22 protein-coding genes and 1 pseudogene are annotated in these 25623 nt (G+C 42.9%); 11 read left to right on the top strand and 12 right to left on the bottom strand.

Annotated features, from left to right (window positions below; all coding sequences use genetic code 11):
• Positions 1 to 13: 13 nt before the first annotated feature.
• Positions 14 to 1558, bottom strand: coding sequence for an IS21 family transposase (gene istA, locus CXF95_RS11460; RefSeq protein WP_101198246.1), 1545 nt, complete (start codon positions 1556 to 1558; stop codon positions 14 to 16).
• 270 nt (positions 1559 to 1828) lie between these two features.
• Here istA and CXF95_RS29590 point away from each other — a divergent pair, with 270 nt between their 5' ends.
• The 3 genes from CXF95_RS29590 to CXF95_RS11445 all read left to right on the top strand — a co-directional run bounded on the left by CXF95_RS29590 (position 1829) and on the right by CXF95_RS11445 (position 4162).
• The gene (locus CXF95_RS29590) at positions 1829 to 2251 is read left to right on the top strand and encodes a hypothetical protein (protein WP_157828134.1); all 423 of its coding nucleotides are present in this window, start codon (positions 1829 to 1831) and stop codon (positions 2249 to 2251) included.
• Complete coding sequence (locus CXF95_RS11450; protein WP_101198838.1) at positions 2248 to 2448, top strand: helix-turn-helix transcriptional regulator; 201 nt, start codon at positions 2248 to 2250, stop codon at positions 2446 to 2448. Before CXF95_RS29590 ends, CXF95_RS11450 begins: the two co-directional genes overlap by 4 nt.
• A gap of 193 nt (positions 2449 to 2641) precedes the next feature.
• A complete protein-coding gene (locus tag CXF95_RS11445) occupies positions 2642 to 4162 on the top strand; it encodes a Na+/H+ antiporter NhaC family protein (protein WP_232787795.1) in 1521 nt (506 codons plus the stop codon).
• Positions 4163 to 4223: 61 nt separating this feature from the next.
• Here CXF95_RS11445 and CXF95_RS11440 read toward each other — a convergent pair whose 3' ends face one another.
• From CXF95_RS11440 to CXF95_RS11420, 6 genes are all read right to left on the bottom strand, one after another.
• Entirely contained in the window at positions 4224 to 5522 is a 1299-nt protein-coding gene (locus tag CXF95_RS11440) for a ribonuclease J (protein WP_101198837.1), read from the bottom strand.
• A gap of 144 nt (positions 5523 to 5666) precedes the next feature.
• Positions 5667 to 6146, bottom strand: coding sequence for a thioredoxin (locus CXF95_RS11435; protein ID WP_101198836.1), 480 nt, complete (start codon positions 6144 to 6146; stop codon positions 5667 to 5669).
• A gap of 101 nt (positions 6147 to 6247) precedes the next feature.
• A complete protein-coding gene (locus CXF95_RS11430) occupies positions 6248 to 6466 on the bottom strand; it encodes a VOC family protein (protein WP_101198835.1) in 219 nt (72 codons plus the stop codon).
• A 20-nt stretch (positions 6467 to 6486) separates the two neighbouring features.
• A complete protein-coding gene (locus CXF95_RS11425; protein WP_101198834.1) occupies positions 6487 to 7308 on the bottom strand; it encodes an MBL fold metallo-hydrolase in 822 nt (273 codons plus the stop codon).
• Positions 7308 to 7430 carry a hypothetical protein gene (locus CXF95_RS31135; protein WP_255418914.1) on the bottom strand — a complete coding sequence of 41 codons (123 nt, stop codon included), beginning with the start codon at positions 7428 to 7430 and terminating at the stop codon, positions 7308 to 7310. The genes CXF95_RS11425 and CXF95_RS31135 overlap by 1 nt, the downstream gene beginning before the upstream one ends.
• A 330-nt stretch (positions 7431 to 7760) precedes the next feature.
• Positions 7761 to 9299 carry a PDZ domain-containing protein gene (locus CXF95_RS11420; protein ID WP_157828133.1) on the bottom strand — a complete coding sequence of 513 codons (1539 nt, stop codon included), beginning with the start codon at positions 9297 to 9299 and terminating at the stop codon, positions 7761 to 7763.
• A gap of 358 nt (positions 9300 to 9657) precedes the next feature.
• Here CXF95_RS11420 and CXF95_RS11415 point away from each other — a divergent pair, with 358 nt between their 5' ends.
• From CXF95_RS11415 to CXF95_RS11405, 3 genes are all read left to right on the top strand, one after another.
• The gene (locus tag CXF95_RS11415; protein WP_101198832.1) at positions 9658 to 11136 is read left to right on the top strand and encodes a hypothetical protein; all 1479 of its coding nucleotides are present in this window, start codon (positions 9658 to 9660) and stop codon (positions 11134 to 11136) included.
• A 199-nt stretch (positions 11137 to 11335) separates the two neighbouring features.
• Complete coding sequence (locus CXF95_RS11410; protein ID WP_101198831.1) at positions 11336 to 12448, top strand: efflux RND transporter periplasmic adaptor subunit; 1113 nt, start codon at positions 11336 to 11338, stop codon at positions 12446 to 12448.
• A gap of 14 nt (positions 12449 to 12462) precedes the next feature.
• On the top strand, positions 12463 to 15630 hold the full coding sequence (locus tag CXF95_RS11405; protein ID WP_101198830.1) for an efflux RND transporter permease subunit: 3168 nt from the start codon (positions 12463 to 12465) through the stop codon (positions 15628 to 15630).
• A 73-nt stretch (positions 15631 to 15703) separates the two neighbouring features.
• Here CXF95_RS11405 and CXF95_RS29585 read toward each other — a convergent pair.
• The 5 genes and pseudogenes from CXF95_RS29585 to CXF95_RS11385 all read right to left on the bottom strand — a co-directional run.
• Positions 15704 to 15844 (bottom strand): annotated as a pseudogene (locus tag CXF95_RS29585) (hypothetical protein); the annotation flags it as partial.
• 25 nt (positions 15845 to 15869) lie between these two features.
• The gene (locus CXF95_RS11400; RefSeq protein ID WP_101197785.1) at positions 15870 to 17486 is read right to left on the bottom strand and encodes an IS66 family transposase; all 1617 of its coding nucleotides are present in this window, start codon (positions 17484 to 17486) and stop codon (positions 15870 to 15872) included.
• A 35-nt stretch (positions 17487 to 17521) separates the two neighbouring features.
• On the bottom strand, positions 17522 to 17887 hold the full coding sequence (gene tnpB, locus CXF95_RS11395) for an IS66 family insertion sequence element accessory protein TnpB (RefSeq protein ID WP_101197784.1): 366 nt from the start codon (positions 17885 to 17887) through the stop codon (positions 17522 to 17524).
• A complete protein-coding gene (locus tag CXF95_RS11390; protein WP_101197783.1) occupies positions 17884 to 18186 on the bottom strand; it encodes a hypothetical protein in 303 nt (100 codons plus the stop codon). Before CXF95_RS11390 ends, tnpB begins: the two co-directional genes overlap by 4 nt.
• 31 nt (positions 18187 to 18217) lie before the next feature.
• Positions 18218 to 18766, bottom strand: coding sequence for an OmpA family protein (locus CXF95_RS11385; protein ID WP_232787794.1), 549 nt, complete (start codon positions 18764 to 18766; stop codon positions 18218 to 18220).
• Between the two features lie 813 nt (positions 18767 to 19579).
• Between CXF95_RS11385 and CXF95_RS31130 the strand changes: the two genes are divergently transcribed.
• The 5 genes from CXF95_RS31130 (at position 19580) to CXF95_RS11365 (ending at position 25618) form a co-directional block, all read left to right on the top strand.
• Positions 19580 to 19714, top strand: coding sequence for a hypothetical protein (locus tag CXF95_RS31130; RefSeq protein WP_255418913.1), 135 nt, complete (start codon positions 19580 to 19582; stop codon positions 19712 to 19714).
• 359 nt (positions 19715 to 20073) lie between these two features.
• Positions 20074 to 20931, top strand: a complete 858-nt coding sequence (locus CXF95_RS11380; protein WP_157828151.1) for a glycosyltransferase family 9 protein — start codon at positions 20074 to 20076, stop codon at positions 20929 to 20931.
• A gap of 314 nt (positions 20932 to 21245) precedes the next feature.
• Positions 21246 to 22445, top strand: a complete 1200-nt coding sequence (locus CXF95_RS11375; protein ID WP_157828131.1) for an efflux RND transporter periplasmic adaptor subunit — start codon at positions 21246 to 21248, stop codon at positions 22443 to 22445.
• Between the two features lie 23 nt (positions 22446 to 22468).
• Entirely contained in the window at positions 22469 to 23188 is a 720-nt protein-coding gene (locus CXF95_RS11370; protein ID WP_101198827.1) for an ABC transporter ATP-binding protein, read from the top strand.
• 12 nt (positions 23189 to 23200) lie between these two features.
• Positions 23201 to 25618, top strand: a complete 2418-nt coding sequence (locus CXF95_RS11365) for an ADOP family duplicated permease (protein ID WP_101198826.1) — start codon at positions 23201 to 23203, stop codon at positions 25616 to 25618.
• Positions 25619 to 25623: the final 5 nt, after the last annotated feature.

Here is a 25623-nt window from a genome sequence, read left to right as displayed (position 1 = left end):
TCCTTAGGTTTTATTAGTGGTAATAATGATTGCCACGGATATTTTGATGGTCTATCTCACTTAAAAGATCCAGCTGTTTTTCCGGTAGAGGTTGGCTATCTAACCCTTTCTCTAAGATAGCTTTCACTTGGTTTACTCGCGTAACACCTGTTGCTAACGCTCGGTAGCAGGCGGCTTCAAGTCGTTTGTCTGTGAACTTTTTTCCTAAACTCAATATGCCCATACAGGCACGGTAACTTTGCTCGGGGTGTTTTTTGGTTTGCATGAGTTGAATGACAAATTGCTCGGTTGATTTTCCGAATTTTCTGGCCCAACTTTCAAATCGTTCGGGGGTCCATTGCTGCTGTTTTTGATGGGCGATGGGCATATGGATATCCAGGGTGCTGTGACCTCCCACGCGGTATGATCTTGGATGAACGGCCACTTGTACCCCTTGATGATAAAGTGTGACCAGTTGCCCCGTAGCATGTGCTTCTAGCTTTTTCTTGATCAAGGCGTGTGGCACCGAGTAGTAATGTTTTTCAATCTCGATGTGATAATCAATATGCACTTTGACCTGTTTCACTAAGGTGTAGCGATAAGGTTGTGACGGCAAAGGTTTCAGTGCGGGTTTATCTATCGCTTCAAATTGGGATAGCCTTGAGCCTGGATGCTTTTTCATTTGCCTTTGATTCAAATCGGTTAAAAGTGTCTGTATTTTTAGATTTAACTGTCGCAAGCTAAAAAAGCTTTCCTTGCGAAGTCGCGCCATTATCCAACGTTCAACGATTTGAACACCCACCTCAGCTTTCGATTTATCCTTGGGTTTATAAGGTCTGGCAGGCACGATAACGGTATCGTAATGGGCGGCGAGTTGTTGGTAGGTTGGGTTCAGATCCGGCTCGTAACGACACGCTTTTGTCACGGCACTTTTTAAGTTATCTGGGATGACCAATTCAGGTACGCCACCCAGAAATTCAAAGCATCGTGCATGACTCATCACCCAGTCTTCGAGTTTTTGGCTAAACGTAGCCTCTGCAAAGGTGTAGTTAGATGCGCCCATGACTGCCACAAAAACCTGTGCTGTGCGGCATTCACCCGTTGTTGAGTCCACAATATTCATAGTGGGTCCACAATAATCAACAAACAGTTTTTCACCTGCTTTATGGTTTTGACGCATGGACGGTTTTTGACATGTTAGCCATGTTTTATATAGACGACAGAAGTGGTTGTAGCTGTAAAAACCTTCTGGATACCGCTCACCATATTCTTCCCACAATAACTGCAATGTCATCGTTTTCGGCCTCAGCTCTTGCTGGACGACAGACCAATTAGGGATGATGTAGCCCTTGCTCTTAGGTTTGGTTTTGAAGAATGCTCGTTGAAGCGTCTCATCATTCCATTTTTCATCAAGCGGCCAACTAGTGATCCCAAGAGAGGTGGCACGAATGGCATAAATAGACACGATTGACGCTGAAACAGATAAGCTTTTGGCTATTTTTCGATGGCTGAGCAAACAGCCGTATTTGAGTCTTAAAATCTCTTTTAACTTACGCATTGAAATAGGTGCCATTGGCATAGTTATTCTCACCATCAAAAATGAAAAGAATAACGGTTAAAAACACCTACTGGACAGACAAAAAAGAGTAAAAGTTGGGCAATAACATTAAGCCGGTCACTGAATAACATTTTAACCAAAAAGTGATCGGCTTCGATGTTATTGAGTGATCGGGATGGATGTTATTAGGTGATCGGCATCAATGTTATTAGGTGATCGGGTTGGATGTTAATATGCAAACTAAGTCATAAAGTAAAGCCTATTTTACTTTATGACTTAGGAGTTTGACTTATGAGCACTGTAAAACACAGCGACACAACCTGTACACAACACAACAAATCCAAAACTTTACATCTAGGGTTATGGACCTTGGCTTGGGTAGCCAGTACTGCGTTATTGAGATTTGGCGCAGAATACATTTGGGATTATCAACCAGCCTATTCGATTACTGCCTTGATCACTCATCTCGCGTTGGGTGTGGCCATGATAATGGTGAACGTCAAACATTTAGCAAACCTTGACGAGTTGCAACGCAAAATCACTATGGATGCCATGGGCATAACCTTAGGTGTGGGTTTGATAGCTGGTATTGCCTACGAGCAATTGGAAGATATAAAACTGATAACCTTCGAGCCAGAAATTAATCACCTTATAATCCTCATGGCCATCACATACATCATCAGTATTTTAATCGGTAATAGGAAATACCAATGAAAAACCGCTTAAAAGTACTTAGAGCTGAACGCGACTGGACTCAAGCGGATTTAGCCAATGCTTTGGACGTATCAAGACAAACGGCTAATGCCATTGAAAAGGGTAAGTTTGATCCCAGTTTACCCTTGGCATTTAAAATCGGCCGGCTGTTCAATTTAAGTGTTGAAGAGATATTTATCGATGAGCAGATGACTTAACGCCACACTTAACTTAAGTCAGAAGTGTGTGAGAAAAATATATTCCTGCAGCGCACTAACAAGCAACTGAGAATGTTAATTCTATTATGGTTTACATTGGGACAATGGGTCGTTTATGCTAAGTATGTCAGCTTAGTTAAATTTGATTTAAGCACGCAAATATCCAAAGAGATACATCATAGTGCTCAACATAATGACCAATACAATGCCCCATGCTGATATCACTTCTATTATTCCTATCGCCATTACCCTAGGGTTATCACTAAGTACCCGCAACGTTGTAATTGGTTTGTTTGCAGGTGTGGTGAGTGCCGTCGTCATGCTGGTAGGCTTTAATCCTTTAGACGTTATGTCTACCTTAGTCAAAGATCATTTAGTGACCACACTCAGCAATAGCTATAATGCAGGGGTAATAGTACTGCTGGTATTTATTGGTGGATTTGTGACCTTGATGGAAAAATCAGGGGGCGGACCAGCTTTTGCGCTATCTATCGTACGCAAGATTAGTAGCACAGGCCGCGCACAACTAGCGGCTTGGTGCGGAGGGATTTTCATTTTCTACTCTGACTTAGGCACCCCGCTGATTGTTGGCCCGGTGTTTCGGCCATTATTCGATAAACTCAAAATATCACGAGAAAAACTGGCGTTTATTGTGGACTCCACGTCTTCCCCTGTCGCAATTTTAGTGCCTTTTATCGGGTGGGGCATATACATCATTAGCCTGATACAAAAAGAATTTGATGGTGCTGGGCAAGATTTATCGGCCTTGGATAGTTTTATTCAGGCCATACCTTTCCAGTTCTATGCCATTTTGGCCATCTTTATTGTACCGGTACTTATCTATACAAACCTTGATTTTGGTCCCATGGCCGAGGCAGAAAAAACAGCCAAACGGGCGACAGAGCACAGCATTAGTGAGCAAAACAAGGACGCTATACAGGCATTCAGTCACAGTAAAGCTCGGGCGTCATTTGTGTTTATTCCATTATTGATTATGGCCACAGTGCTGTGTGCAATCTTACTTCCCTTAGGTTTCCCTTTTGAAAATGTTGCTGGGTCGACCTTTCGCGCCGCATTATCCAGTGCCTACTTTTTTGCCGCCGTCAGTTTAATGTTTATGATGGCTTACTATGGCGTCAGAACGTTAACTGAAGGCATTGGCCTGTATTTGCAAGGTATGGGTAATATGATGCAAGTCGCCATAGTACTGATTTTAGCGTGGACATTCAGTGGGTTAGGCAAGGAACTCGGCACGGCCACTTATATCGCCGAGCAGGCTCAACAAGGTTTTCCCTATTGGTTATTGCCGGCAGTGGCTTTTGTGTTGTCTGGCATTATTTCTTTTAGCACTGGCTCGTCATGGGGCACCTTCGCCATTATGTTCCCTTTAATGATCCCAACTGCGTTTGCCATAGAGGCTTCCCTTGTAGTGAGCATTGGTGCAGTTTTATCTGGAGGCTTATTTGGTGACCACTGCTCACCTATTTCAGAAACCACCATACTCTCCTCCACTGGCTCAGGATGTCAGCAGTTTGAACATTTTAGAACCCAGCTGCCTTATGCTCTCACCAATGGCGCCATTGCCTTATGCTGTTTTATCTTTGCGGGATTTAATCCACAGATTTACTGGGTATTCATTGCCCTTGCAGCACAAATTTCAGTTCTTTATCTGATCGTAAACCTGCAAACATTTAGGCTGCAACAGGTTAAATAAAAGTAGCTAACCTGAAAGCAAGTTTGATCTCATCTTGCTCATCTGGCTATAAAGGGCTCCCCTAAGATTGTTGCAAAGCAATCCTGCCTGCCCTCACAGCCTGTTTAACTAACTTTACTTCTGGTGCCAACTTAAACAGGTCGCCGTTCAATCCTGTGAGACTACTGGGTACATGACTTAAACGGGCTATTTCTGCGTTGGCTTGTAAATGCTCGGCTTCTCCGTGTGTGGGAATAGCAATTTGTGGGCGCACCCATTCGTACATTTGTTTTAGTTCTTCCTGACATGGATGGCCTGAGGCATGAATAGGTAGCTCCGAGTCATCGGCCATTAGGGTTTGAATCTTGCGGGCTTTGTAGGCTTTAAGCAGGTTCTCGATTGATGTTTCATTGCCGGGTATCACAATAGAGCTGAAAATCACGAGATCCCCCTCATCCAGAGACACATTGCGATAGGTGTCTTTGGCCAATTGATTTAATGCGGCCCTTGGCTCGCCTTGACTACCTGTTGCTACCGCCAACACTTCTTGTGGTAATAAATATCCAGCATTAAAAGCATCTAGCACCGGCAAATCATCTGGCCAATGCCCTGTGGCTTTGGCGGCGCCAACAGTGTTTTGTAATGACCGACCGAACAACGCAAAGTAACGGCCTGTCTCTTTAGCTATTTTTGCTAGGGTAATCAAACGGGCAATGTTACTGCTAAAACATCCCACTACTACCCGGCCTTTTGCGTTGGCGACGGCTTGCTTTAAGCCCGTATAACATTGTTGCTCAGACACAGAATGTCCTCCGCGAGTGGCATTGGTTGAATCACAAACCATGGCTAAAATATTTTGTTTGGCCAATAGTTTAAAAGCATGGGCGTTGAAGGGTTTATCTGTCACCGGCGCTAGATCAATTTTCCAGTCCGCGGTATGAAAAACGTTGCCCGCTGAAGTTCTGATCACAAAAGCGTGGGGCTCTGGTAAGGAATGGGTAATCAACATCCATTCAACGTTAAATTCACCAATATCCACACGCTCGCCACTGTCTATTTCGATGATCGGAATGTTGTCACCTTGACCATCACGAGCAAGCTTTCGCCGCAATATTTCTGCGGTGTATTTGGTAGTGTAAACTGGGCATTTAAAGCGACGCCATAAATAAGGCAAAGCCCCGATATGATCTTCATGGGCATGGGTGATCACAATACCCGCTAGCTGCTCTTTACGCTGACTAATAAACCAGGGGTCGGCAGCCACAACGTCATGTTTATGCAGCCCACAAGTTTTTGCTTCAGCTTCGGGGCAAAGTGGACTATTAAAAGTTATGCCACAGTCCATCATCAACCACTGCCCAGCATGACCATACAGGTTCATGTTCATGCCTATTTCGCCGGTTCCACCTAGTGGAAGAAACCACAGGTCTTTATCGCTGGGTGTGAGTGATTGAATAGTTAATTCCTACTATAGATTGTTAGATGAAAAAATCGAGTACGCTACTTGCACCACAAAATGGTTCAATCACTCAGTAACAAAGCTGGCTAAATCTTCACCCAAACTCAGCATAGGTTTTTCAACAACCCGTCCCAACTCATTTTCACCTTGCATCAGGATAAAGGTTGGCGTGTATTTTAGGTCATATTGCTGATGCAAATTATTTGGCTCCTGTTTGTTGTAATTGACGCCATGTAACGACAAGCTTTCCAATTTAACACCAGACAAATCCAACAATTTCAACAGTCTCGGCACTTCACGCTCACTGTCATGGCACCATGTGCCAAGCAATACGATCAGAGACTTACCTGACAAAGATTTGACCGCTGCAATTTCTGAGGCGCTCGGTTGATATTGTTCATAATAGGAGCGAAATTGCGGATATTCTGTAAGCAGTTGGCTAGCTGAAATCTCCCCGGTAAAAGGCTCAGATTTCGCCTTCGGCTGTTCTGTCGAACCACAGCCTACCGACACAATCACCAATAGTGCCCAAAATAGCGACTTCATATTTATACCCTAGTAATTTTTGAAGGCACTAGACTACCTAAAAAGTGGATAAATAAGAATACGTTAACTTGATTAGACCTAGATAGCCTGAGCTCAGGTTATTAACTTTTCATCACATTTAACATCCATTGAATGCCAAATTTATCGGTTTTAAATTCTGCATGCATCACGTTATCTTTCTTCTCTTGTGACATATCGTCGACCCTAGCATCAGCAAATGTTTGCATAGATAGCTCTAAATCGTCAAAACAGCTTTGATAAAAATGCAATGCCTCTTGGCACTGGCCGTTAAAGTTAAGATAAGGGACCAACTGTTTCATGATGGATTTGCCTTCTATATTTAATGCTCATGAGATTCATCAAGCTTTCGAAGCTCACCGGGCTTGGAAAAATAGTCTTGACCGCTAGATTTAAGTCGATCGGGAATTTTAATGGGCACATGGATACCAATACTGTTTTTAACGTTGAGAATATTAGTCAAGATATCCCTACCCTCGGCTGAAAAATAGAACCAGTAGGGCGGCAGAGCTGCATCGCTAACACGCTTTTGCCAATGGTCTTTGTACGGCAGGAAATGATCGTCATCGGGATCAGCATCGCCCATATGCATAACAGTGGTAGATGTACCTTGGTTGTTTAACGTTACCCTAAACACTAAGTTTTCAACCTCTGCGCGACTGGGCCAACCCGCATGAGGAATGCGCACGGCGTCAATCATTAAGCCTGCCACTTCAAAGGTTTTAGGTGCCTGATTAAAGGCCAGTTTAACGCTAGTCACTTGAGTAAGTATTGGCTTCGCCCCAGTCAATGCCATAAGTTCTGTGACCGCTTGTTCAGGTGCAATTAACTGGGTAGTTGGATGTTTCAGCATATATTTCAACACCTCATCAGCGGCAAAATGATCACCATGTGCATGACTGATAACAATAGCAGTAAGCTTGTCAAAAGGAGGCGCTGCGCTAAAAATGGCCTGTTTAGTCTCTGCTGGCACCAACTGATAAGTACCAAATGCTTGATGAAAAAACGGGTCAAACAATACTTTTTTATCACCGTTTGTTATCAATACCGCTTCATTTGCCACATAAGTTATAGAGCTTTGATGTGCTAATGCTAAAGATTGACCACATATAATTGTCCATATTAAGAAAATCAATTGTTTCATTAATTATCCTTTTGGGCTGTTTTGGTATTGAACTGCTCAGTTTCGCTATACAGGTGCTGCATGTTTGTTTGCAGAGGAGTCCAAACTAGGGCCTGTTTACCTTTTTGTAGATGTGATTTCACAGATTATTCCTGAGCCACGAGAGAAGGGTCTATTACGATATTTAAAGGCCAAGGCACCAAATCAAGGCACGCTGATAAACCAAACATGAGGCTAGCACGTTTAACTGATATTTCGTATGCAGACAGTTCAGACGTGATTATAAATCTCTAACAAATAATTTTTGTTCACTTTTTTATCACTTTAACTGTGACGCACCATTGCGAGTGTCCCGTTAGAGGATTTAGTTGCGTCTGCGCCCAATAATAATTTGGTAATAATGAATGAACTCCACACGCCATATAACAGGCTGAAAAAATATAAACTTGAGTCACAATAATCTGTCGTTTGCATTACTCTACCAAGAGCTCCAATTCAAGCTCCTGCTTTTGTCGTTTGATGGTTAAAGGCAGTGATGTCCCTGCTGTAAAATTACTAAGTATGCGATATATGTCCAGTACTGATTTTACTTGACGATGGGCCAGCATCAACACTCTATCTCCTTCTTGCACACCTGCTTTCGAAAAGGGGTAACCACTATAGGCTTTAATCACTAATAACCCCTGCTGGCTGTCGCTATCAGCTTTCTTTTCAACTCGTAATCCAATTTTGTAGCGGTGTTCACCTTCCACGCCTGTTTCCAGCGCTTCCTCAAAACTTAAAGCGTCTTGATAATGTGAAAACGCCAGTTGTATTTCATGCAATTTTTCAGGGTTGTTACCTGTGTTCAGAAGGATGTTTCGATACAACTCGAATTGCTCTAAATAATAACCTCTAATAACTTGCTTCAAATCCCCATCAGATATTGACTTGTTAATGGCCTCCTCTGCCAATTTATATTGTTGATTAGCGAAGTAAAAACGGGCAGCAATGAAGTTAATACTGCGATCATTCTGACGTTCCTGTAACACTTGTTCTATCAGTTCTTGTCTAGCCTGCATATTCAAACCATAAAATTCTCCTGTAGAAATATCCTGAGTTCTATCAGCTTCAGTAAGTAACTTCCTGAGTTCCGCTTTGGAGTAGTTTGAGGCTCTTATTCGCTGCAACTCACGCTGTTTGGGTAGCAGATTGATCGAACGTCGCAGTAGCAGTAATGCCGGCTCGAATTCTCCTTTTGCTCGTAATATTCTGGCTAATTCGTGGGGGTATAAAGCGTCATTCGGATCGAGCTTTACAGCTAGGGTGATCAGTTCAATACCTTTTTCAGCGTCAAGCTCAGTGTTTACCAACCATTGTCCATATCGAAATAACACTTCAGAGTCTGAAGGGTGTATAGCGTAAGCCTGAGTAAATAAATGAGAAATAGCATCATCATCATTCCAATATTGGTCATGGGGTAACAACCTGGCAACCATAGTCAATAACTGAGTTCGATCTTCATCAGCCAAATTTGTTTGCAACAACCGATAACCGTCTAAGATCATCTCCTCAATAACCTGCTGATGTTGTGGTTGAATACTAGTGCTCCACTCGATTTCTCTAAGTAGTTCATGAGCACGTAAAATCAACAACCTGCGCTGCAGGTCGATGTCACTAGGAGCTAAAGCCAAAGCTTTAGTTAAAGCTTGTTGGGAATATTTCAGAGAATCTAAAGACTCAAAATACTTCGCTACCTGCTTATAAGAACTTAACTCTGTCCGTTGTTGCTGTTTTTGTTGCAGGTAGAAGTAACCTTCACGAATGGGATAGAACACACTCAATGCAGCAGTAAGCAAACCCACTACTCGGGCCATTTTGCTCCATTGGTTTTGCTTGCGAGATTTTTCGTCGACAAACTCATTGCAGTGTTTGCACTTTTTCGCGGTACACGAAATAAATTCTGCACAGAAAGGGCACATTTTTTTCGAAGAACTTAACTCTTCTGAGCGTGATATTGAGGTATCTGACATAGTCATTACGCACCTTTATGCAATTTACAAAAGCATAGGTCAAATACAACAAAGGTCTACTTCAGCACTTATTGTTTTGCTAGTGAAATAAAAAAGATAGGTTTTTCTACATGTAAAACAATTTTACTTATTGAACAAAAATAATGCGATTGCTCAAGTCTCTACTATTATTATGAAATCAAAAAAGTTGTTACCTACACCGTATGCCAATAAGGATAAATGATGTACTTCACAGGCAACGAACACCACCAATTTCAACAAGCATTTTATTCCCCCCGGCCCATCAATCCAGCATTTGCAAAAGTCTCGCATACTGATGCCATGGTAGCGACAAAAATCACATAAAAGGAAGCTAGAAATGAATATCGTCGATTTCCTAACCAATACTTCAGAGTGGAGTTTGGTGTTTCATAAGGTTAGCCAAAATTCGGTGGAACTTTGGGCAGGCACTTTGTTTGGCACATTACGCAAACCTAAACTTGCAAGGTTAATTGTAAGCTTAGATGGCAATGAAATCAGCACAGAAGATATCACCCTAAAACAATGGCAACGGCCATTCAGCAGGTTAAGTCAGCGTTTTTATGACACTCGTTTGGTATCCGGCCTACAAACAGGGCAGAACTACACTGTGGACTTTTATCAACGCTTAGAAGGGGATGAACATCAAGGGTTAGACCAATGGCAATTATTACGCAGTGGTACCTTTTCAACCTTACCTGCAGCGCTACCAACAAATAAAAATAAGGCCTTTACTGTGGCGCTGAGTAGTTGTTTTTACGAACACCGTGATTGTGGTCAGGCCGCTCGTGCGTTTAAAGCTTTATACGAGCGTGGCGATGAATCCGTCAAACCTGATATTAAGTTTATGGTGGGCGATCAGGTGTATTTAGATATCGGCCTAGACTCACTGTCGCCGCTAACCAACGAAGTACGTCAACGAGTAGCAGACGACTACGCCAAACATTGGCAAGCATTGGGTAGCATATTGGCCCGTGGCGGTGCTTGGATGTTGCCAGATGACCATGAATTTTGGAATGATTATCCGTTTTACGACAGCTTGTTGCCCACATTATTTATGTTAAAAATAAACAAAATTCGCAACGCTTGGAAAGGTGCTTCCCGAGATGGCGTGTTGAATGTGCAGCAAAGTAGTAAGGTTGATACTTTTGAAATTGGTGGCGACCTGTCTTTTTGTGTGGCCGATTTACGCTCCTATCGCAGTAAAACGCAATTTATCGATAAGCAAGGCTTTGATAAATTGGTTAGCTGGGCACAAGGATTAAATAAACCTGGCGTGTTAGTGATCCCACAAGTCTTGCTCGCAGAAAAAAATAAGTTGGAACGAAATCTACTGAGTTTCAAAAAACAATATGCACAACTAATTACAGCCATGGCCAGTTCTGGGCATGACATAGTGGTGATGTCGGGTGATGTGCATTTTGGACGTATCGCACAGGTGAAAATGGGCGTCCATGGGGGCAGATTGATTGAAGTAGTGTCGTCGCCTATGTCGAACTTAACCGGGTTAAATAGCTTGGCTTCGGATAAAGCCAAAACCACTCCTAAACACTTTCCCGACCCATCAGCCATCGACATTCCCGGTTTTGAACCGCAGTTAGTGCAATACGATAAAAACTTTAATGTGCATACAAAAAAAGGCTTCCCTTTTTCGGCCTACTGGAAAGCACGGACTCGGGAACATTTTATGACAGTAAGTTTTCACAAGAATACAGCAAGCGTGGGCATGTCAGTGCAGGCTTGGCGTATTCGTCAGCAAGACAGTGATAGATTACCTGTTAAAGACTTTAAACAGGCATTTACTGTTAATTTGAAGTAAGCGCGACAGTCAATTATTTCTTTTTGCGATATCGCAACACTTTTTGTTTGCGATATCTGCTTATTTAGTATGTATGATTGCAGCAAGCATAAACACATTTGGCGTTTAATCTTCTACTGAATTTTTAGCAACAACACCTTCAATTCTGTTTATATATTCTAGATTACACCTCTCTGCTCGACCATTAAAGGACACTACCATGCGTTTATCTATCTTTTTGTATTCGTTGCTATTTTTGCTAACTCTGGCAAGCGGTTGCTCAGAGCCTGTAAAACAAGCCCAGCAACAATCGGCCCCAGAAGTGGATGTCAGCCAGCCCATTCAAGCTGTGATCACTCAGTGGGATGAATACACCGGCAGATTTGCTGCGGTCAACCAAGTACAAATCAGATCGCGAGTGAGTGGATATTTACAGCAAACAAAATTTCAAGACGGCCAAGCAGTCAAAAAGGGCGATGTATTGTTTGTAATAGACCAACGTCCGTTCGAAATCGCCCTTAAAAGCGCGGGCTCTAGGTTCGAATTAGCTAAAAAAGAGCTGGAACGTGGTAAAGACTTACGTAACAAAAATTCCCTGTCACAAGAAGAAGTCGATCGCAGAACCAATGAATACGATCTCGCTTGGGCAGCCCTTGAAAGTGCCAAGCTTGAAATGGAGTTCACTGAGGTCAAATCACCTATAAATGGCGTCGTTTCAAGGGACTATGTGAATGTAGGTAACCTTGTTACCGGCGGTGCATCCGGAGCAACATTGCTTACTACAGTTGTATCAGTTGATCCCATTCACTTCTATTTTGATGCTGGAGAAAGGGATCTTTTAAAATATATACGTCTAAGTCAGTCTGACAAACGTGAAAGCTCACGAACTAAATCCAATCCAGTGCAAGTACGCTTACAAGACGAACAAGAGTTTAGCCATCTAGGTGTCATGGACTTTGTTGACAACCAGATAGACCCGGGTACAGGCACTATACAAGGCAGAGCTATTTTGGATAATCCAGGTGGTTTTATTTTACCCGGTATATTTGGTCGTATGCGTTTGTTATCCCAAGAAAATGTATCTGTAACCTTAGTACCCGATTTGATTGTTGGCACAGATCAGTCACGCAAATTTGTCTACGTGGTGACAAAGGAAAATAAAATAGAGCGCAAATTTGTTTCCTTAGGTGAATTGCACACCCAAGATTTGCGCATTATTACTGAAGGTCTACTCCCCGATGACAATATAATAGTCAACGGCATTATGCGCGCTCGACCGGGGGCTGTTGTGTCACCGAAACAAGTCGATATTGCTAGCCAATACAGCTACTAACTGGGAGTAGACCAATGAATTTCTCTCAGTTTTTTATCTCCAGACCCAAATTTGCCTCTGTTTTAGCCATAATAGTGTTGATTATTGGTAGTCTTGCATACCAAACATTGCCAATCGAGCAATACCCACAAGTTGCCCCGCCGACTATTCAAGTAACGGCATCTTATCCCGGGGCCAATGCCGAAATAGCCGCGCAAACAGTAGCCACACCTCTAGAACAGCAGATAAATGGCGTTGAGAACATGCTGTATATTTCTTCTCAATCTACCGCTGACGGCAATGTCAGTATCACTGTTACCTTTAAGCTAGGCACTGATTTAGACACCGCTCAAGTACAAGTGCAAAACCGCGTAGCCATTGCAGAACCGCGGCTACCAGAGCCTGTGCGACGTATTGGTGTCACTACTATTAAAAATTCACCTGACTTGATGTTGGTAGTGAATATGTTTTCACCCAATGGTACCTACGACCAAACCTATATCGCTAACTATGTCACCTTACAGGTCCGTGACCAATTGGCGCGTATTGAAGGTGTGGGCAATATCTTAGTCTTTGGGGCCAGCCAATATTCAATGCGTGTCTGGCTTGACCCAGACCGCGTAGCCTCAATTGGTATGACAGCAGGCGAAGTGATTAGCGCCTTACAAGGACAAAATATTCAAGTGGCCAGTGGCACACTAAATAAGTCACCTATTTCCCAAGGTCAGACAGCATTTGAATTAAGTGTACAAACCCAAGGTCGGCTAATTGAGCCGGAACAATTTAACAACGTTATTATCAAAAATACTGACGGCAGAATTGTACGCTTTAAAGACGTTGGCAGAGTCGAGTTAGGCGCAGAAAGTTATGCCACTAGAGGCTATTTGGGTGATAAAAAAGCGGTGGCGATGCCTATTTTCCAGCGTCCCGGTACTAATGCTTTAGAAACTGCAGCGACTATTCGTAGCATCATGGAGAATTTATCAGCCAATTTCCCACCGGATTTGGCCTACGATATTGCCTACAATCCCACAGAATTTATAAGTCAGTCTATCGATGCGGTTGAAATCACTATCTATGAAGCCATAGGGTTAGTGGTTTTAGTGATACTGGTATTTTTACAGAACTGGCGAGCGGCCATTATCCCTATTATCGCCATTCCTGTTTCTCTAATCGGAACGTTTGCAGTGATGAGTGCACTAGGCTTTTCACTGAACAACCTCACACTATTTGGTTTAGTGCTCGCCATAGGCATAGTGGTAGACGATGCCATAGTGGTGGTAGAAAACATGGAGCGTTTGTTAGCCCAAGGTCAAAAGCCTATGCAAGCCGCGCGAGAAACGATGCGCGAGGTAGGTGGCGCAGTAATGGCAATTGGCTTGGTGTTGGTAGCCGTATTTTTGCCAACGGCTTTTGTTGGTGGCATTTCAGGACAGTTCTATAGCCAATTTGGCATCACCATCGCAGTGGCTACCCTGATTTCCGTGGCAGTATCATTAATCCTAAGCCCTGCCCTATCAGCGGTGTTGCTTAAATCCCATAAGCCTGCAAAAGAAAAAGCCGGATGGTTAACGCGCTTAGGCAATGCTTTTAACCGTATGATGAATAGAGCGGCGGAGTTATACGGAAAGTTAACGTCCAAGCTTATACGATTAGGGGCGCTCATGTCTTTGGCCTATATCGGACTCATGGTATTAGCGGGTTATGTATTTACCTCTGTTCCCCAAGGTTTTATCCCAGCGCAAGATCAAGGCTACTTAATTGTGAGTATTCAATTGCCTGCAGGTGCTTCTTTGTCACGCACCGATGACGTAGTCAAAGACGCGGTAAGCAGGTTATTAGAAATCGATGGCATTCGAACCTCTGTGGGTTTTGCTGGTTTTTCTGGCGCTACCTTTACCAATGCTTCTAATTCTGCTGCTATATTCACAATGATGGACTACTTCGATGATCGCTCAGCCAAAGGTCTAACCTTTGAACAAATTTTAGCTGACGTACGCAGCCAAATGGCACAAATAAAAGAAGCCTTTGTAGTGGTTATTCCTCCCCCTGCAGTGCGCGGCATTGGTAATGGTGGTGGCTTTAAAATGATGATTGAAGACAGAGCTGGCCGTGGTCTTCCCGTTTTAGAAGAAGCTATGTGGCAATTGGCAGGTGCGGCGAATCAAGCACCTGCGACTGAGTCTGTTTTTAGTTTGTTTGAAACCAATACGCCGCAACTCTATGTGGATATAGACAGAGAGCGAGTAGAACGTTTAGGGGTGCCAGTATCAGAAGTATTTAGCGCCTTAGAAATATATTTGGGTAGCGCTTTTGTAAATGATTTCAGTTACTTAGGCAGAACCTTTAGGGTAACAGCACAAGCCGATGCCCCCTTTAGAATGACCCCTGATGATATTGGCCGTATACGGGTTAAAAATGTCTCCGGGGATATGGTACCACTGAGTTCAGTGGTGACCTTTAAGTACCAATCTGGCCCGTCGCGCGTACCTAGATACAATCTCTATCCAGCAGCAGACTTATTAGGTAGCACCGCACCTGGATTTAGTTCAGGCGAAGCAATAGCGAGTATGGAAAAACTCGCAGCAGAAATATTACCTGATGGCATTAGCTTTGAATGGACAGATCTAGCCTACCAACAACAAATAGCTGGGAATACAGCAATCATGGCATTTATCATGGCAGTCATCTTTGTGTATTTGTTATTGGTAGCGCTATACGAAAGTTGGACCTTACCTTTATCGGTTATTCTGATTGTACCTATGTGTTTGCTCAGCGCGATTACGGGGGTATGGGTGATGGGTATGGATAATAATATTCTGACTCAAGTAGGTCTGATCGTTTTGGTGGGCCTTGCCAGTAAAAATGCGATTTTGATTGTTGAGTTTGCCCGGCATTTAGAACAACAAGGCACACCTTTACATGAAGCTGCGGTTGAAGCGGCAAAACTCAGGCTACGACCCATTTTAATGACCTCTTTCGCCTTTATTCTTGGCGTCATCCCATTAGCAATTGCGACGGGCGCAGGAGCAGAAATGCGTCAGGCATTAGGCGTCACTGTATTTAGCGGCATGTTGGGCGTGACTTTCTTTGGCTTAATGTTTACCCCCGTTTTTTATGTGTTATGCCGGAAACTGTCAATGTTGGTCAAGGGACAACAACTTGATGAAAACGGTTGTGTACCGATAAAAACCCCCGAATAATTTGATGTTATCAACAACAAAAAAAGGGCTGTATCAAACAGCCCTTTTTTTGTGTTGTTAGGTTATTTTTTGATTAGCTGGATAAAGGTATAACACGCAGTTCAACCCGTCTATTTTTTTGACGTCCTTGGGCACTATCGTTACTCGCTACTGGTTGGCTCTCACCCATACCAAGGGTCTGTAAACGGTTGGCATCAACATTTGTTCCTTGCAAAGTAAGCGGCTAATCAACCCACGTATCAAACAGTCGTAATACTGCGCTTATAGTTCCACGGCAATAACGCTTCAAAATCTTCCACCGTTTCCGCATAGGGTATCGCTTTGAATATAGTATTGAGATATGCGTATGGCTCAATGCCATGTAACCGAGCGGTTTCAATCAAGCTGTAATGTGCGGCACTGGCGTTTGCGCCAGCAGGTGTGTCGGCGAATAACCATGCACGCCTCCCAACGGCAAAAGGGCGAATGGCGTTTTCAGCCATAATGTTACTGATGCGAAGCTGCCCATCTGTGCAATACACAGTGAGTTTATCCCACTGATTATGCAAGTAGGTCATGGCCTTGCCAGTTAAACTGTCGGTGGCCACGCGCGGTTTGTTTGCCGTGAGCCATGCCTGCAGTGTGTTTAATATCGGCATGCTCTTAGCTTGGCGAACGGCCAGTCTTTTCTCATTGCTAGCATGTTTGATGGTGCGCTCAATCCCATAGAGCTTGTTAATCAGGCTCAAGGCCATGTCGGCTTTGCTGGCTTTTATTTTTTTCCCTTTAGGTTGTGATTGCTGTGCCTCGATGAATTTGCGGCGAGCGTGATCCATACAGCCTAATTGAATGAGCTGGTTTTTGCGGCACACTTCGTTGTAACCTGCATAACCGTCGGTTTGCAGGTAGCCATGAGTAAATCCATGTAGCAAGCGCATAGGCACATGGCGAGCACGCGATGGGTCATAGTCAAACAGCACGCTTTGTTGGTCGGCTTTACCGCCGAGTGTCACCCACATAAATTTATCGCCCGTGGGCGCAAGCCCTGGCTCTTTTAATACCTGAATGCGGGTTTCATCCGCCATAATGAGTGAGCCGGCATGCTGAGTCTCCCTTAATAAGTTAATTAAGGGTTGGATTTGTTTGCCTAGCGCAATGACATAGTTGGCGAGTGTTGTTCTTGATATGCTGCCCCCGTATCGTTCGATAATCCCCTCTAATCGATAAAGCGGCATGCCATCGGCGTATTTAGCAATAATGATGTAGGTCATTAAGTTGATACTGCCCATGGCTTTGGGTACAGGGTGTTTAATGACCTCAGCCGCTTTCATGGTGGTTGTGCCTTGTTCGTCTTTAAACACCGCCTTTTCCTGCATGTACTCTAGTACCTGTACTTTGGCAGGGATAATATCTAGCTCTTCTCTGACTTTCACAAAGAAGGTATTGATTGCGCCTTCTTTTTCAGTATCTGACAAATACGCAAACACTTGGGTGCGTGGTAGGTTTTTAGCAAAGGGTTTGCGACCGGTTTTGGCTTTAGGCTCGCTTGTGGTCGGTAACTCAGGCTCAGTTTGTTCTGGCTCACTGGTCGCTTCGGCTTCGTTGAACAAGTTACCTTGCTCTGGCGGGGTTTGTTCAGAGCTGCTGCCAAAGCGTTTGCTATTAGATAAGCGTAAATACTCTTCGAGTAACTCAACGCGCTTTTTAAGTGAATCGATGACATCAGACTTCTTTTCGATGATGTCACTTTGCTCTGCAATCAGTGTTTCTTTTTCCCCAATCACCCCGTCTTTTTCAGACAGCATAGCTTGCAACCTTGACATGGTATCGGTGTCGCTAAAAGCCTTGTTTTTATGGGTGTTGGGCGGTAATTTCATGCCCGATATTATACTAAACTTGAGGCTAAAAAGCCCTAAAAAACACTGTCGAAATGCAACTTTTTATGGCCCTTCATGGCACTAATATCAAGACCATCAAGTAGCCAGTTTATTTGCTGGCCGTTGAGTGTTATCACCTCCTTTTCACACCTCGGCCAAATGAATCTATCTTCCTCTAGGCTTTTGTAATACAGCACGAAACCATTGTTTTCCCAGAACAGACATTTGATTTTAGTGCGCCGTTTATTGGTGAACACATACAAGTGACCCGAAAAAGGGTTGTGACCCAACTCACATTCGACAATGGCGCTAATGCCTCGAAATGACTTACGGAAGTCAATTGCCTGCGGATATAGATAAATATGCGTAAGCGACATGCACGGGCGCATCGCACTTGTCATGACAATGCCGCCGTTAGCTGTTTCACCACATCGATATTATTGGGCGCAATACCCGATAACGACAGGCCATTGGCGAAGTGCAGCGTTAATAATTCTGGCTTGGGTAAATACTCTGGAATAGGCAATGCAATGAAACCCGTTTTGACCGGTGCTGTTTCTTGCGTTTCTAATCTACGCTTATGGTGACTTAGTCGCTGCGGGTTTAGTTGATGCTTTTTACAATACTGCGTTTGTGTTAATGCTGAATCCTTCCATTGGCTTACGTGTTGCTGCCAAAAGATGATGGGTTGTTTTGACATGTCATTTCCTCACTTGATTTCAGTGACGAAATTATGCACCAGCGGTAATGGTAAAATAAGACCGTGGGTTTATTTGGCGCTTACCTTGCAAATAGTTGGCTACACTGTTCGCTCGTTGCATCGATAACTGCGTATTATAATTTGCGTCACCTACAGAGTCGGTGTGACCTTCAATACTCAACCTAGTTTTATCGTAACGGTTAAGGACTTTTGCAACATCTTCAAGTACCGGATAAAAACCCGTTACAAGCGCGGCACTATCATTAGCAAAAGTAATATTACCGGGGATCGATAAACGAATACTGTCTCCTTCCCGGTACACTTCGACCCCACTATCAGCGAGTTCTTCACGAAACTCTTCTTCTTGTTTGTCCATATAGCTACCTATGGCACCACCAGCTAATGCGCCTAAAGCAGCGCCCCAAACATAGCGTTTTTTATCATTGTCGCCGGTACCTTTTCCTACTAATGCTCCTATAACGGCGCCTATTCCAGCGCCTTTTTGAGTATTACTAACATTAGACGCACACCCAGATACAATAAAGGTAGATAACGCCACTGCAATCATAGTTTTTTTCATGTCTATTCCTAATTAACGAACCATCTGAATCCTATAATAATCTAAATCCTATAATAGGAGGCAGGATTTATTCCAATAAAATCAATTCAAAGAAAGAATCGATTAAGTGCAAAGTTTGCCCAAGGGCTGTGTTTTTTTCACTCGCAAGGCAGACTTCTGTAGTGATGAACGTATAGAAATCAAGCGTAAAGTAGCGAACTATAATAATTGAATCTAGTGGTAATTGACTGGCTCTAAGCATTGATTACTCAACCAGAACACTGACAATGGCTTAAGATAATAAGGACAACACCATTAGTCTTTTATTAGAGATGGGGGTGAGTTTTGTTAAGTAAAACCATAAACAGAATAAAAGCCAATATTGGTGTGGTATTCAAATAATGTTGGAAAATATTAGCCCCTTAATGAGCTAAACACAGAATCTGGCGTGCTCTATTAGTTCGATTTGTCTGGGACTGATAGTCATTTTTACTGTTCGCTAAAACGAGTCGCATTGCAAGATCACTAACCGAGGCTTGACTGGGAAGTTTGTGCCCAGACTGTGTAAAAACTAATTTTCCGCCGTTGACAATGCGTTGCTGTGTCAATGAAACAAAGGATTAACCGCAAATCACTATCAATATTCATTGTAGAGAAGGTTTTTAAGTCAAAGTTAAAGACGAAAGTTTACCCTGCCCCAAGATACTAAGTTTGCACAGTACTTCTTTAAACGGGGAGAAAAGTCTAAATCTAAAGGAGAGAGGGAGATTTTGAGTTTATTGCTGGTCCATTGCTGGACTTAAGCAGGCTTGAGCCGTGTGCTGGGAAACCCGCATGCACCGTTCTGAGGAGAGTGAGCAGCAGCAATGCTGTTTACTTATCCGACCACCCTACCGTGGTGGCACCACCGGTGACCGGTGCAGTCATGCCATCTTTGAACCGCTGAATTTTATTGCCCCCACAAAGTAGAGCACCGCCTCAGATAAGTCTGTTTGAATAAAATCACTTCATCATCATCATAATCAAAAGCAATATTCAAAACTGGTTTGCACAACAGCGCAAAGCGCTTGTCCTGAGATAAAAGAATTAAGCCCGGCATACGTTTTTGATCCCGGAATCAACATAAAAGAATGGGATTCAGCACAGAGCCCAAAAGGCTGGATTTCACAGAGAAAAGAAAACGTCAGTAATTAGATAACATCTGTTAACAGTAGCTTGAAGAAGTGGGTTCCTATTTCTCATCCCCTTTGGCAGCTAACGATTCACATAGTCAAAATCCTACAAAATCGATGCATGTTGTATAGATCCGACATCTAGTTTAATCTTAAATTCTTTCAGAACAAACCAAAATAGATGTAATCATTTTAGTCGATAAGACTTCATTAAAGTCATTACTGGCGTTATTGAAACTGACTCATCTCATGATGCCGCCTGATACAGAGCCAGCTCATATGGCAATGACCGTTGGGACACCATTCATTGGGCTGTTTGATTTAATTGAGGTAGGTGGCGCTATTATAGAACAATGTAGTACTTCTTTTATTCCCTGGATAACCGACTGTGATCTTTTGTTAGGAATGACGACAGAGTTTACAGGTATGTTTATTGAATTGATCATTATTTTTGGCGGCTTTGAGGCACTTCGTCGGCGTCGTGAATACAAAAAATATAAAAAGCTAAGAGAGAACACTCGTCAGTTATTTTCAACATATTCACGTAATATAGTCACAGAGTTAAAAAGTGGGATTGAGGTATTAGAGCAATTAAAAAGCGCAGAACATCAGCAAATTCAAAACTCTATCGCGAATAACCCTTTTCAACGAGTGCAGGAATTATATACAAACTTTAGTCGTGACTTATTTGATCGCTATCACCTGCTAGACTTAAATACCATTCACATCGGAGAACTGGTATTAAGTCAGGTGGAACAGTTAATGAATATATGGTGCATTGCCAAAATGATTGATGCTGATAGTGAATTAAGTTGGAAAGCTAATACCAAAGAATCATTTACTAAAAGTCTAACCAATGACATGACAAAAATAGAAGATATTACGGCTGAAATATCATTAATAAAAACAATTTTATCTTCAATCAAGTTCCGCCGTTTAAGCTTTGCTAAGGCCTCTAAACTGATCGCTAGCAAAATTAAACAAATAGAGGAAAAAACGGCTCAGAATCTGTGATACCTCACTAGAGCAGAAGATTTAAATCAGCATATATACCTGTTCCATCTCGGCTCAGCTTAGCTTCATCGATTAACTCACAATATTTTCCCATTCATGGGACTTTCACCAAATTTAGCTTTCCCATTTCAGGGAAAGCTAAAGTGCATTAGCATGAATAATATAAATTATTACTAATAATCATATAGATAACTACTTGGCATGCTCACTGCAGTATGGTTTTAAACTAAACTGAATTTTGTATATGAGGCTCAACCTTGGATATACTGCGCAAAAAGACTCAGAGCACATTACTGAGACGCTATTGGCCCTGGATGATAGGCCTAGCAATTGTGTGTGTCGCACTTAACTACTTGTGGTTACTGTCTCAGGCAGATTTCAGTGTTGATGCAAAAAGTATTGTTACTGATGAAGTAAAGCGCGGTGAATTCTCAGTCAGTGTTAGGGGAAGCGGTGTTCTGGTGCCTGACAATGTCCAATGGCTGTCAGCAAGTGTTGAGGCCAGAGTAGAAAGGGTTGTTGTTAAGCCTGGCACTCTAGTGAAACGTGGAGATTTAATTGTTGAATTAAGTAATCCGCAACTTCTGCAATTATTAGAAGAAACCCAATGGGAATTAGAAGCCAGAGTAGCTGAGGCTACTGCCAGTCAGGTGGTACAAAAATCAACATTTTTGATGCAAAAAGCAGTGATGCTAAACGCTAAGCTTGATTATGAGAGCAGCAAACTAAAATTAGAAGCACACACGCAATTGTTAAATAGAAATTTGGGCGTCGTAGCAAAAATTGACTATGAGCAAACGCGTTTAGAAACTATCCAATCAAAGCAACGTTGGGATATTCAGCAAGAAGTACTGTCTACCATGCAAGAGAGTATCGAAGCACAAAACAATGCGCGCATTGCCCGTCTTAATAAAATGCGCAAAGAGTTAGAACGAGCTCAACAACAGGTTGAAAACTTAAAAATAGTTGCCTCTATTGATAGCGTTGTACAAGAAGTGCCGGTTGAACCCGGACAGCGTATAAGCATGGGCGGAAATATTGCAAAACTCGCTCAACAGGACTCACTGATTGCAGAAATTAACATCCCTGAACTTGAAATTAGGAATGTTGTTATCGGTCAAACAGTGATTATCGACACCCGAAACAATAAAGTCACTGGCCGTGTATCCCGTATTGATCCTGCAGTGGTCAATGGCAACGTGCAAGTAGACGTAGAATTCATTGGTAAATTACCTTTGGATGCCCGACCTGATCTTGCGGTTGAGGGAGAAATAAAAATTGCCGAAATTTCTGACACGCTTTTTGTCAACCGGCCTCTTTTTGCCCAAAGCCAAAGCGAGACAGCCGTTTACAAAATCAGTCTAGATGGCAACTTTGCCCAGCGTGTAATGGTAACACTGGGCAAAGGTTCGATTCACCAAATTCAAGTGATGGACGGTTTGTCATCAGGCGACAAAATCATCATTTCCGATCCCAGTAGTTGGGATAGTTATCAAAAAATTCGCATTAACTAAAAACAATAGTGATAGGAAAAATTATGAGCACAGCATTAATTAAACTCGACAATATCGAAAAGATTTTCTACACCGAAGAAGTCGAAACACATGCCCTTAGTAATATTTCACTGACCATTGATAAAGGTGAATATGTCTCAATTTCTGGACCTTCTGGGTGCGGAAAATCGACACTTCTTTCATTGTTGGGATTATTGGATACCAACACCAGTGGTAAATATAATTTAGCCAACCATGATGTGTCAGATATCTCCAAATCAGAACGAGCCCGCATTCGCAATATGGAGATAGGCTTTATTTTTCAATCATTTAATTTAATCAGTGATCTGAATGTTGAAGAAAATGTTGACCTTCCGCTGAGTTATCGCAAAGACTTAAGTAAAAACCAACGTCAGGCTTTGGTGCAGGATGCGTTAGCCAAAGTCGATATGTCGCATCGAAGCAAACATTTTCCTTCTCAATTATCCGGTGGACAGCAGCAAAGAGTGGCGGTCGCTCGTGCTATTGCCGGCAACCCCTCAATCATTTTAGCCGATGAGCCTACCGGAAACTTGGACTCAAAAAATGCACAAGCAGTGATGGATTTGCTCGACAAGCTTCACAGTGAAGGGGCAACCATTTGTATGGTTACCCATGATCCTAGATCAGCAGAAAAGGCTCATCGCAACATAACAATACTTGATGGTCAGGTAATATCAGACCAGCTTAATACTATTCATGATCAGCAAAGTCTGGTTGGTTAGGGGGGACAATAAATGATTATTCAAGATTTTAACTACGCTTTGAGATTATTAGCTAAGAAACCCGGTTTTACTGCTTTAACTACCTTAGTTATGGCCGCAGGTATAGGCCTTAGTGTTTATATGTTCTCGTTTTTTAATACCATAATTTACAAAGATTTACCTTTTCAAGATGGCGATTCACTTGTGCTTGTCAGCAGCTCACAAAATGGAAAAAGAGAATCTAATGGTATTAATTTACTCGATTATGCGGAAGTAAGAAGTAGCGTCTCGGGCCTGTCTGAATTTGGTGCCTACCAAAACGCTAGTGTCAATGTCTCGGGCAGAGATGGTGCAAGACGCTACAAAGCCATTTATACCGAAGCTAACATATTCGCCATAACCCGCACCAAAGCCACTGTTGGAGGTGGGTTCAGCCCAACTGACAATCTAATCGGGGCAGAACCGGTGACGGTTATTGGCTATAATATGTGGCAAAATCAATTTGGCGGAGAACCAAATGTCATTGGCCAATCATTGCCAATTAATGGTAGTAGTCACCGTATTATTGGGGTAATGCCTCAGGGCTATCTTTTCCCAAATAACACCCAGTTATGGCTTCCCTTAAAAGTTGATTATGGTCAAATCACCCGCGAATCAGCCCAAATTGCACACGGCATTGCGCATATACATGACAGTTCAACGCTGGCCCAGGTTAACCAGCAATTGCAAGTAGTCATGCAGCGCTTGGAACTAAAACACCCTGACACCAATAATGGGATCAGTGCCTATATCGACTCTATTCCCGGATCAAGGGAGGGGGAAGCCTACTCAGTGATTTATTCCATGCATATAGTCGCGGTGCTAATTCTGTTACTGGCGTCGATTAATGTGGGTAATTTATTATTGTCACGAGCCGTTGAGCGCGGCAAAGAGACGGCTATTCGGGTTGCACTTGGCGCCCCTCGATCACGCCTGATCAGTCAAATGTTGTGGGAAAGTATCATCATTTGCAGTTTTGGTGGGCTCATTGGTTTACTGGTACTGGCGTGGGGTCTAACAATCACACAATCCATAGTTGCGACCTTTTTTGTTGACCCTCCTTCTTTTTGGTGGACGTTTGGGGTTGACGCTTACACCATGAAACTTTTCTTTACTATATTGATAAGTACCATTTTAGTCACTGGATTATTACCCGCTTGGAAAAACTCAGGAGGGGACTTTAACAGCGTGCTGCGTGACGGCACCCGCGGAGCACTTGGCAAAAAAGCGGGGAGATTAAACCGTATATTAGTCATCAGTGAAATATTTATCTCTGTGACAGTATTAATTGCGGCCGGTGTTATGGTGGTTGCGGCCTATATGCAAAGTAATGAAGATATTGGGGCTGATATCCAAAACACCTTAATCGCTAAAATACTGTTATCAGATGACAACTATGTGTCTGGTGAGAAAAAGGTTCAATTTGCTCAAACCTTACAAACCAGTTTAGCCAAAGGTGTTGGCATTGAAGACGTGATGATCTCTTCAGCTTTGCCAGGTGATTGGAGCCGTCGAACAAAATTTTTGTTAGCCGGTAAGGAGTATACTAAAGACAACAATACCAGTTATCCCAGAGCTAACTACATTGCAATAATGCCCGGAGCTTTAGGCACATTAGGTGTGGAGCTAAAGCAAGGTCGCTACTTTGATTCAAGCGATAGTGGACTGGAAAAGAAAACCGCATTAGTGTCAGAAAACTTCACGAAATTACACTACCCCAATGAATCCCCGATCGGAAAACAATTACGTTTGAGCGATGACGATCCAGCTGATTGGATAACCATTGTGGGTGTGGTTGAAAATACCATTCAAGGTAGTCGAGAAGACAAACATATTCCAACCATCTTTAGACCTTTTACCCAAGACCCTCGCCAACAGCTTACCGTTGCTATGCATATGAGTGCTGACGTCGCTAAAGTCACAGATACATTGCGCCAAACGTTGATGTCAATTGATCCACAACTTCCGTCATTTCAAATTGAAACCTATGAACAAAATAATGCACGCTTTACTGCTCCCATACAATTTGTCAGTAGCCTCGTTGCCCTATTCGCCCTTGCGGCCTTGGTTTTAGCTGCTAGCGGCATATATGGTGTTATGGCCAATACTATCAGTCAAAGAACCCAGGAGATCGGTATCAAACGTGCTTTGGGTGCAAGTGAAAAAACGATCACAAGGGAATTCATGATCACCGGTTTCACACAATTTTTGATTGGTGGAATACCCGGATTATTGGCGGGTTGTACTATGGGTTTTGCGATGTCGCAAATATTCGGCACCAGTAATTTAGCAGTGTTCATCATTGCCTTTATTATGACCTTTTTAATTGGCGCTGTGGTGATGCTGGCTACCTATTTACCTACAAGAGCCGCACTTAGCATGGAACCAAGCGAAGCATTGCATTATGAATAATCCCA

Source organism: Paraglaciecola sp. MB-3u-78, assembly GCF_002835935.1.
Taxonomy (GTDB): Bacteria; Pseudomonadota; Gammaproteobacteria; order Enterobacterales; family Alteromonadaceae; genus Paraglaciecola.
Note: the sequence above shows the minus strand (reverse complement) of the source record. Positions and strands in the feature narration are given on the sequence as shown.

Bases quoted from the DNA above. Each gene is read 5' to 3' on its own strand.
- istA (WP_101198246.1), bottom strand. From the start codon at position 1,558: ATGCCAATGGCACCTATTTCAATGCGTAAGTTAAAAGAGATTTTAAGA.
- CXF95_RS29590 (WP_157828134.1), top strand. From the start codon at position 1,829: ATGAGCACTGTAAAACACAGCGACACAACCTGTACACAACACAACAAA.
- CXF95_RS11450 (WP_101198838.1), top strand. From the start codon at position 2,248: ATGAAAAACCGCTTAAAAGTACTTAGAGCTGAACGCGACTGGACTCAA.
- CXF95_RS11445 (WP_232787795.1), top strand. From the start codon at position 2,642: ATGACCAATACAATGCCCCATGCTGATATCACTTCTATTATTCCTATC.
- CXF95_RS11440 (WP_101198837.1), bottom strand. From the start codon at position 5,522: ATGAACCTGTATGGTCATGCTGGGCAGTGGTTGATGATGGACTGTGGC.
- CXF95_RS11435 (WP_101198836.1), bottom strand. From the start codon at position 6,146: ATGAAGTCGCTATTTTGGGCACTATTGGTGATTGTGTCGGTAGGCTGT.
- CXF95_RS11430 (WP_101198835.1), bottom strand. From the start codon at position 6,466: ATGAAACAGTTGGTCCCTTATCTTAACTTTAACGGCCAGTGCCAAGAG.
- CXF95_RS11425 (WP_101198834.1), bottom strand. From the start codon at position 7,308: ATGAAACAATTGATTTTCTTAATATGGACAATTATATGTGGTCAATCT.
- CXF95_RS11420 (WP_157828133.1), bottom strand. From the start codon at position 9,299: ATGTCAGATACCTCAATATCACGCTCAGAAGAGTTAAGTTCTTCGAAA.
- CXF95_RS11415 (WP_101198832.1), top strand. From the start codon at position 9,658: ATGAATATCGTCGATTTCCTAACCAATACTTCAGAGTGGAGTTTGGTG.
- CXF95_RS11410 (WP_101198831.1), top strand. From the start codon at position 11,336: ATGCGTTTATCTATCTTTTTGTATTCGTTGCTATTTTTGCTAACTCTG.
- CXF95_RS11405 (WP_101198830.1), top strand. From the start codon at position 12,463: ATGAATTTCTCTCAGTTTTTTATCTCCAGACCCAAATTTGCCTCTGTT.
- CXF95_RS11400 (WP_101197785.1), bottom strand. From the start codon at position 17,486: ATGAAATTACCGCCCAACACCCATAAAAACAAGGCTTTTAGCGACACC.
- tnpB (WP_101197784.1), bottom strand. From the start codon at position 17,887: ATGACAAGTGCGATGCGCCCGTGCATGTCGCTTACGCATATTTATCTA.
- CXF95_RS11390 (WP_101197783.1), bottom strand. From the start codon at position 18,186: ATGTCAAAACAACCCATCATCTTTTGGCAGCAACACGTAAGCCAATGG.
- CXF95_RS11385 (WP_232787794.1), bottom strand. From the start codon at position 18,766: ATGAAAAAAACTATGATTGCAGTGGCGTTATCTACCTTTATTGTATCT.
- CXF95_RS31130 (WP_255418913.1), top strand. From the start codon at position 19,580: ATGCACCGTTCTGAGGAGAGTGAGCAGCAGCAATGCTGTTTACTTATC.
- CXF95_RS11375 (WP_157828131.1), top strand. From the start codon at position 21,246: ATGATAGGCCTAGCAATTGTGTGTGTCGCACTTAACTACTTGTGGTTA.
- CXF95_RS11370 (WP_101198827.1), top strand. From the start codon at position 22,469: ATGAGCACAGCATTAATTAAACTCGACAATATCGAAAAGATTTTCTAC.
- CXF95_RS11365 (WP_101198826.1), top strand. From the start codon at position 23,201: ATGATTATTCAAGATTTTAACTACGCTTTGAGATTATTAGCTAAGAAA.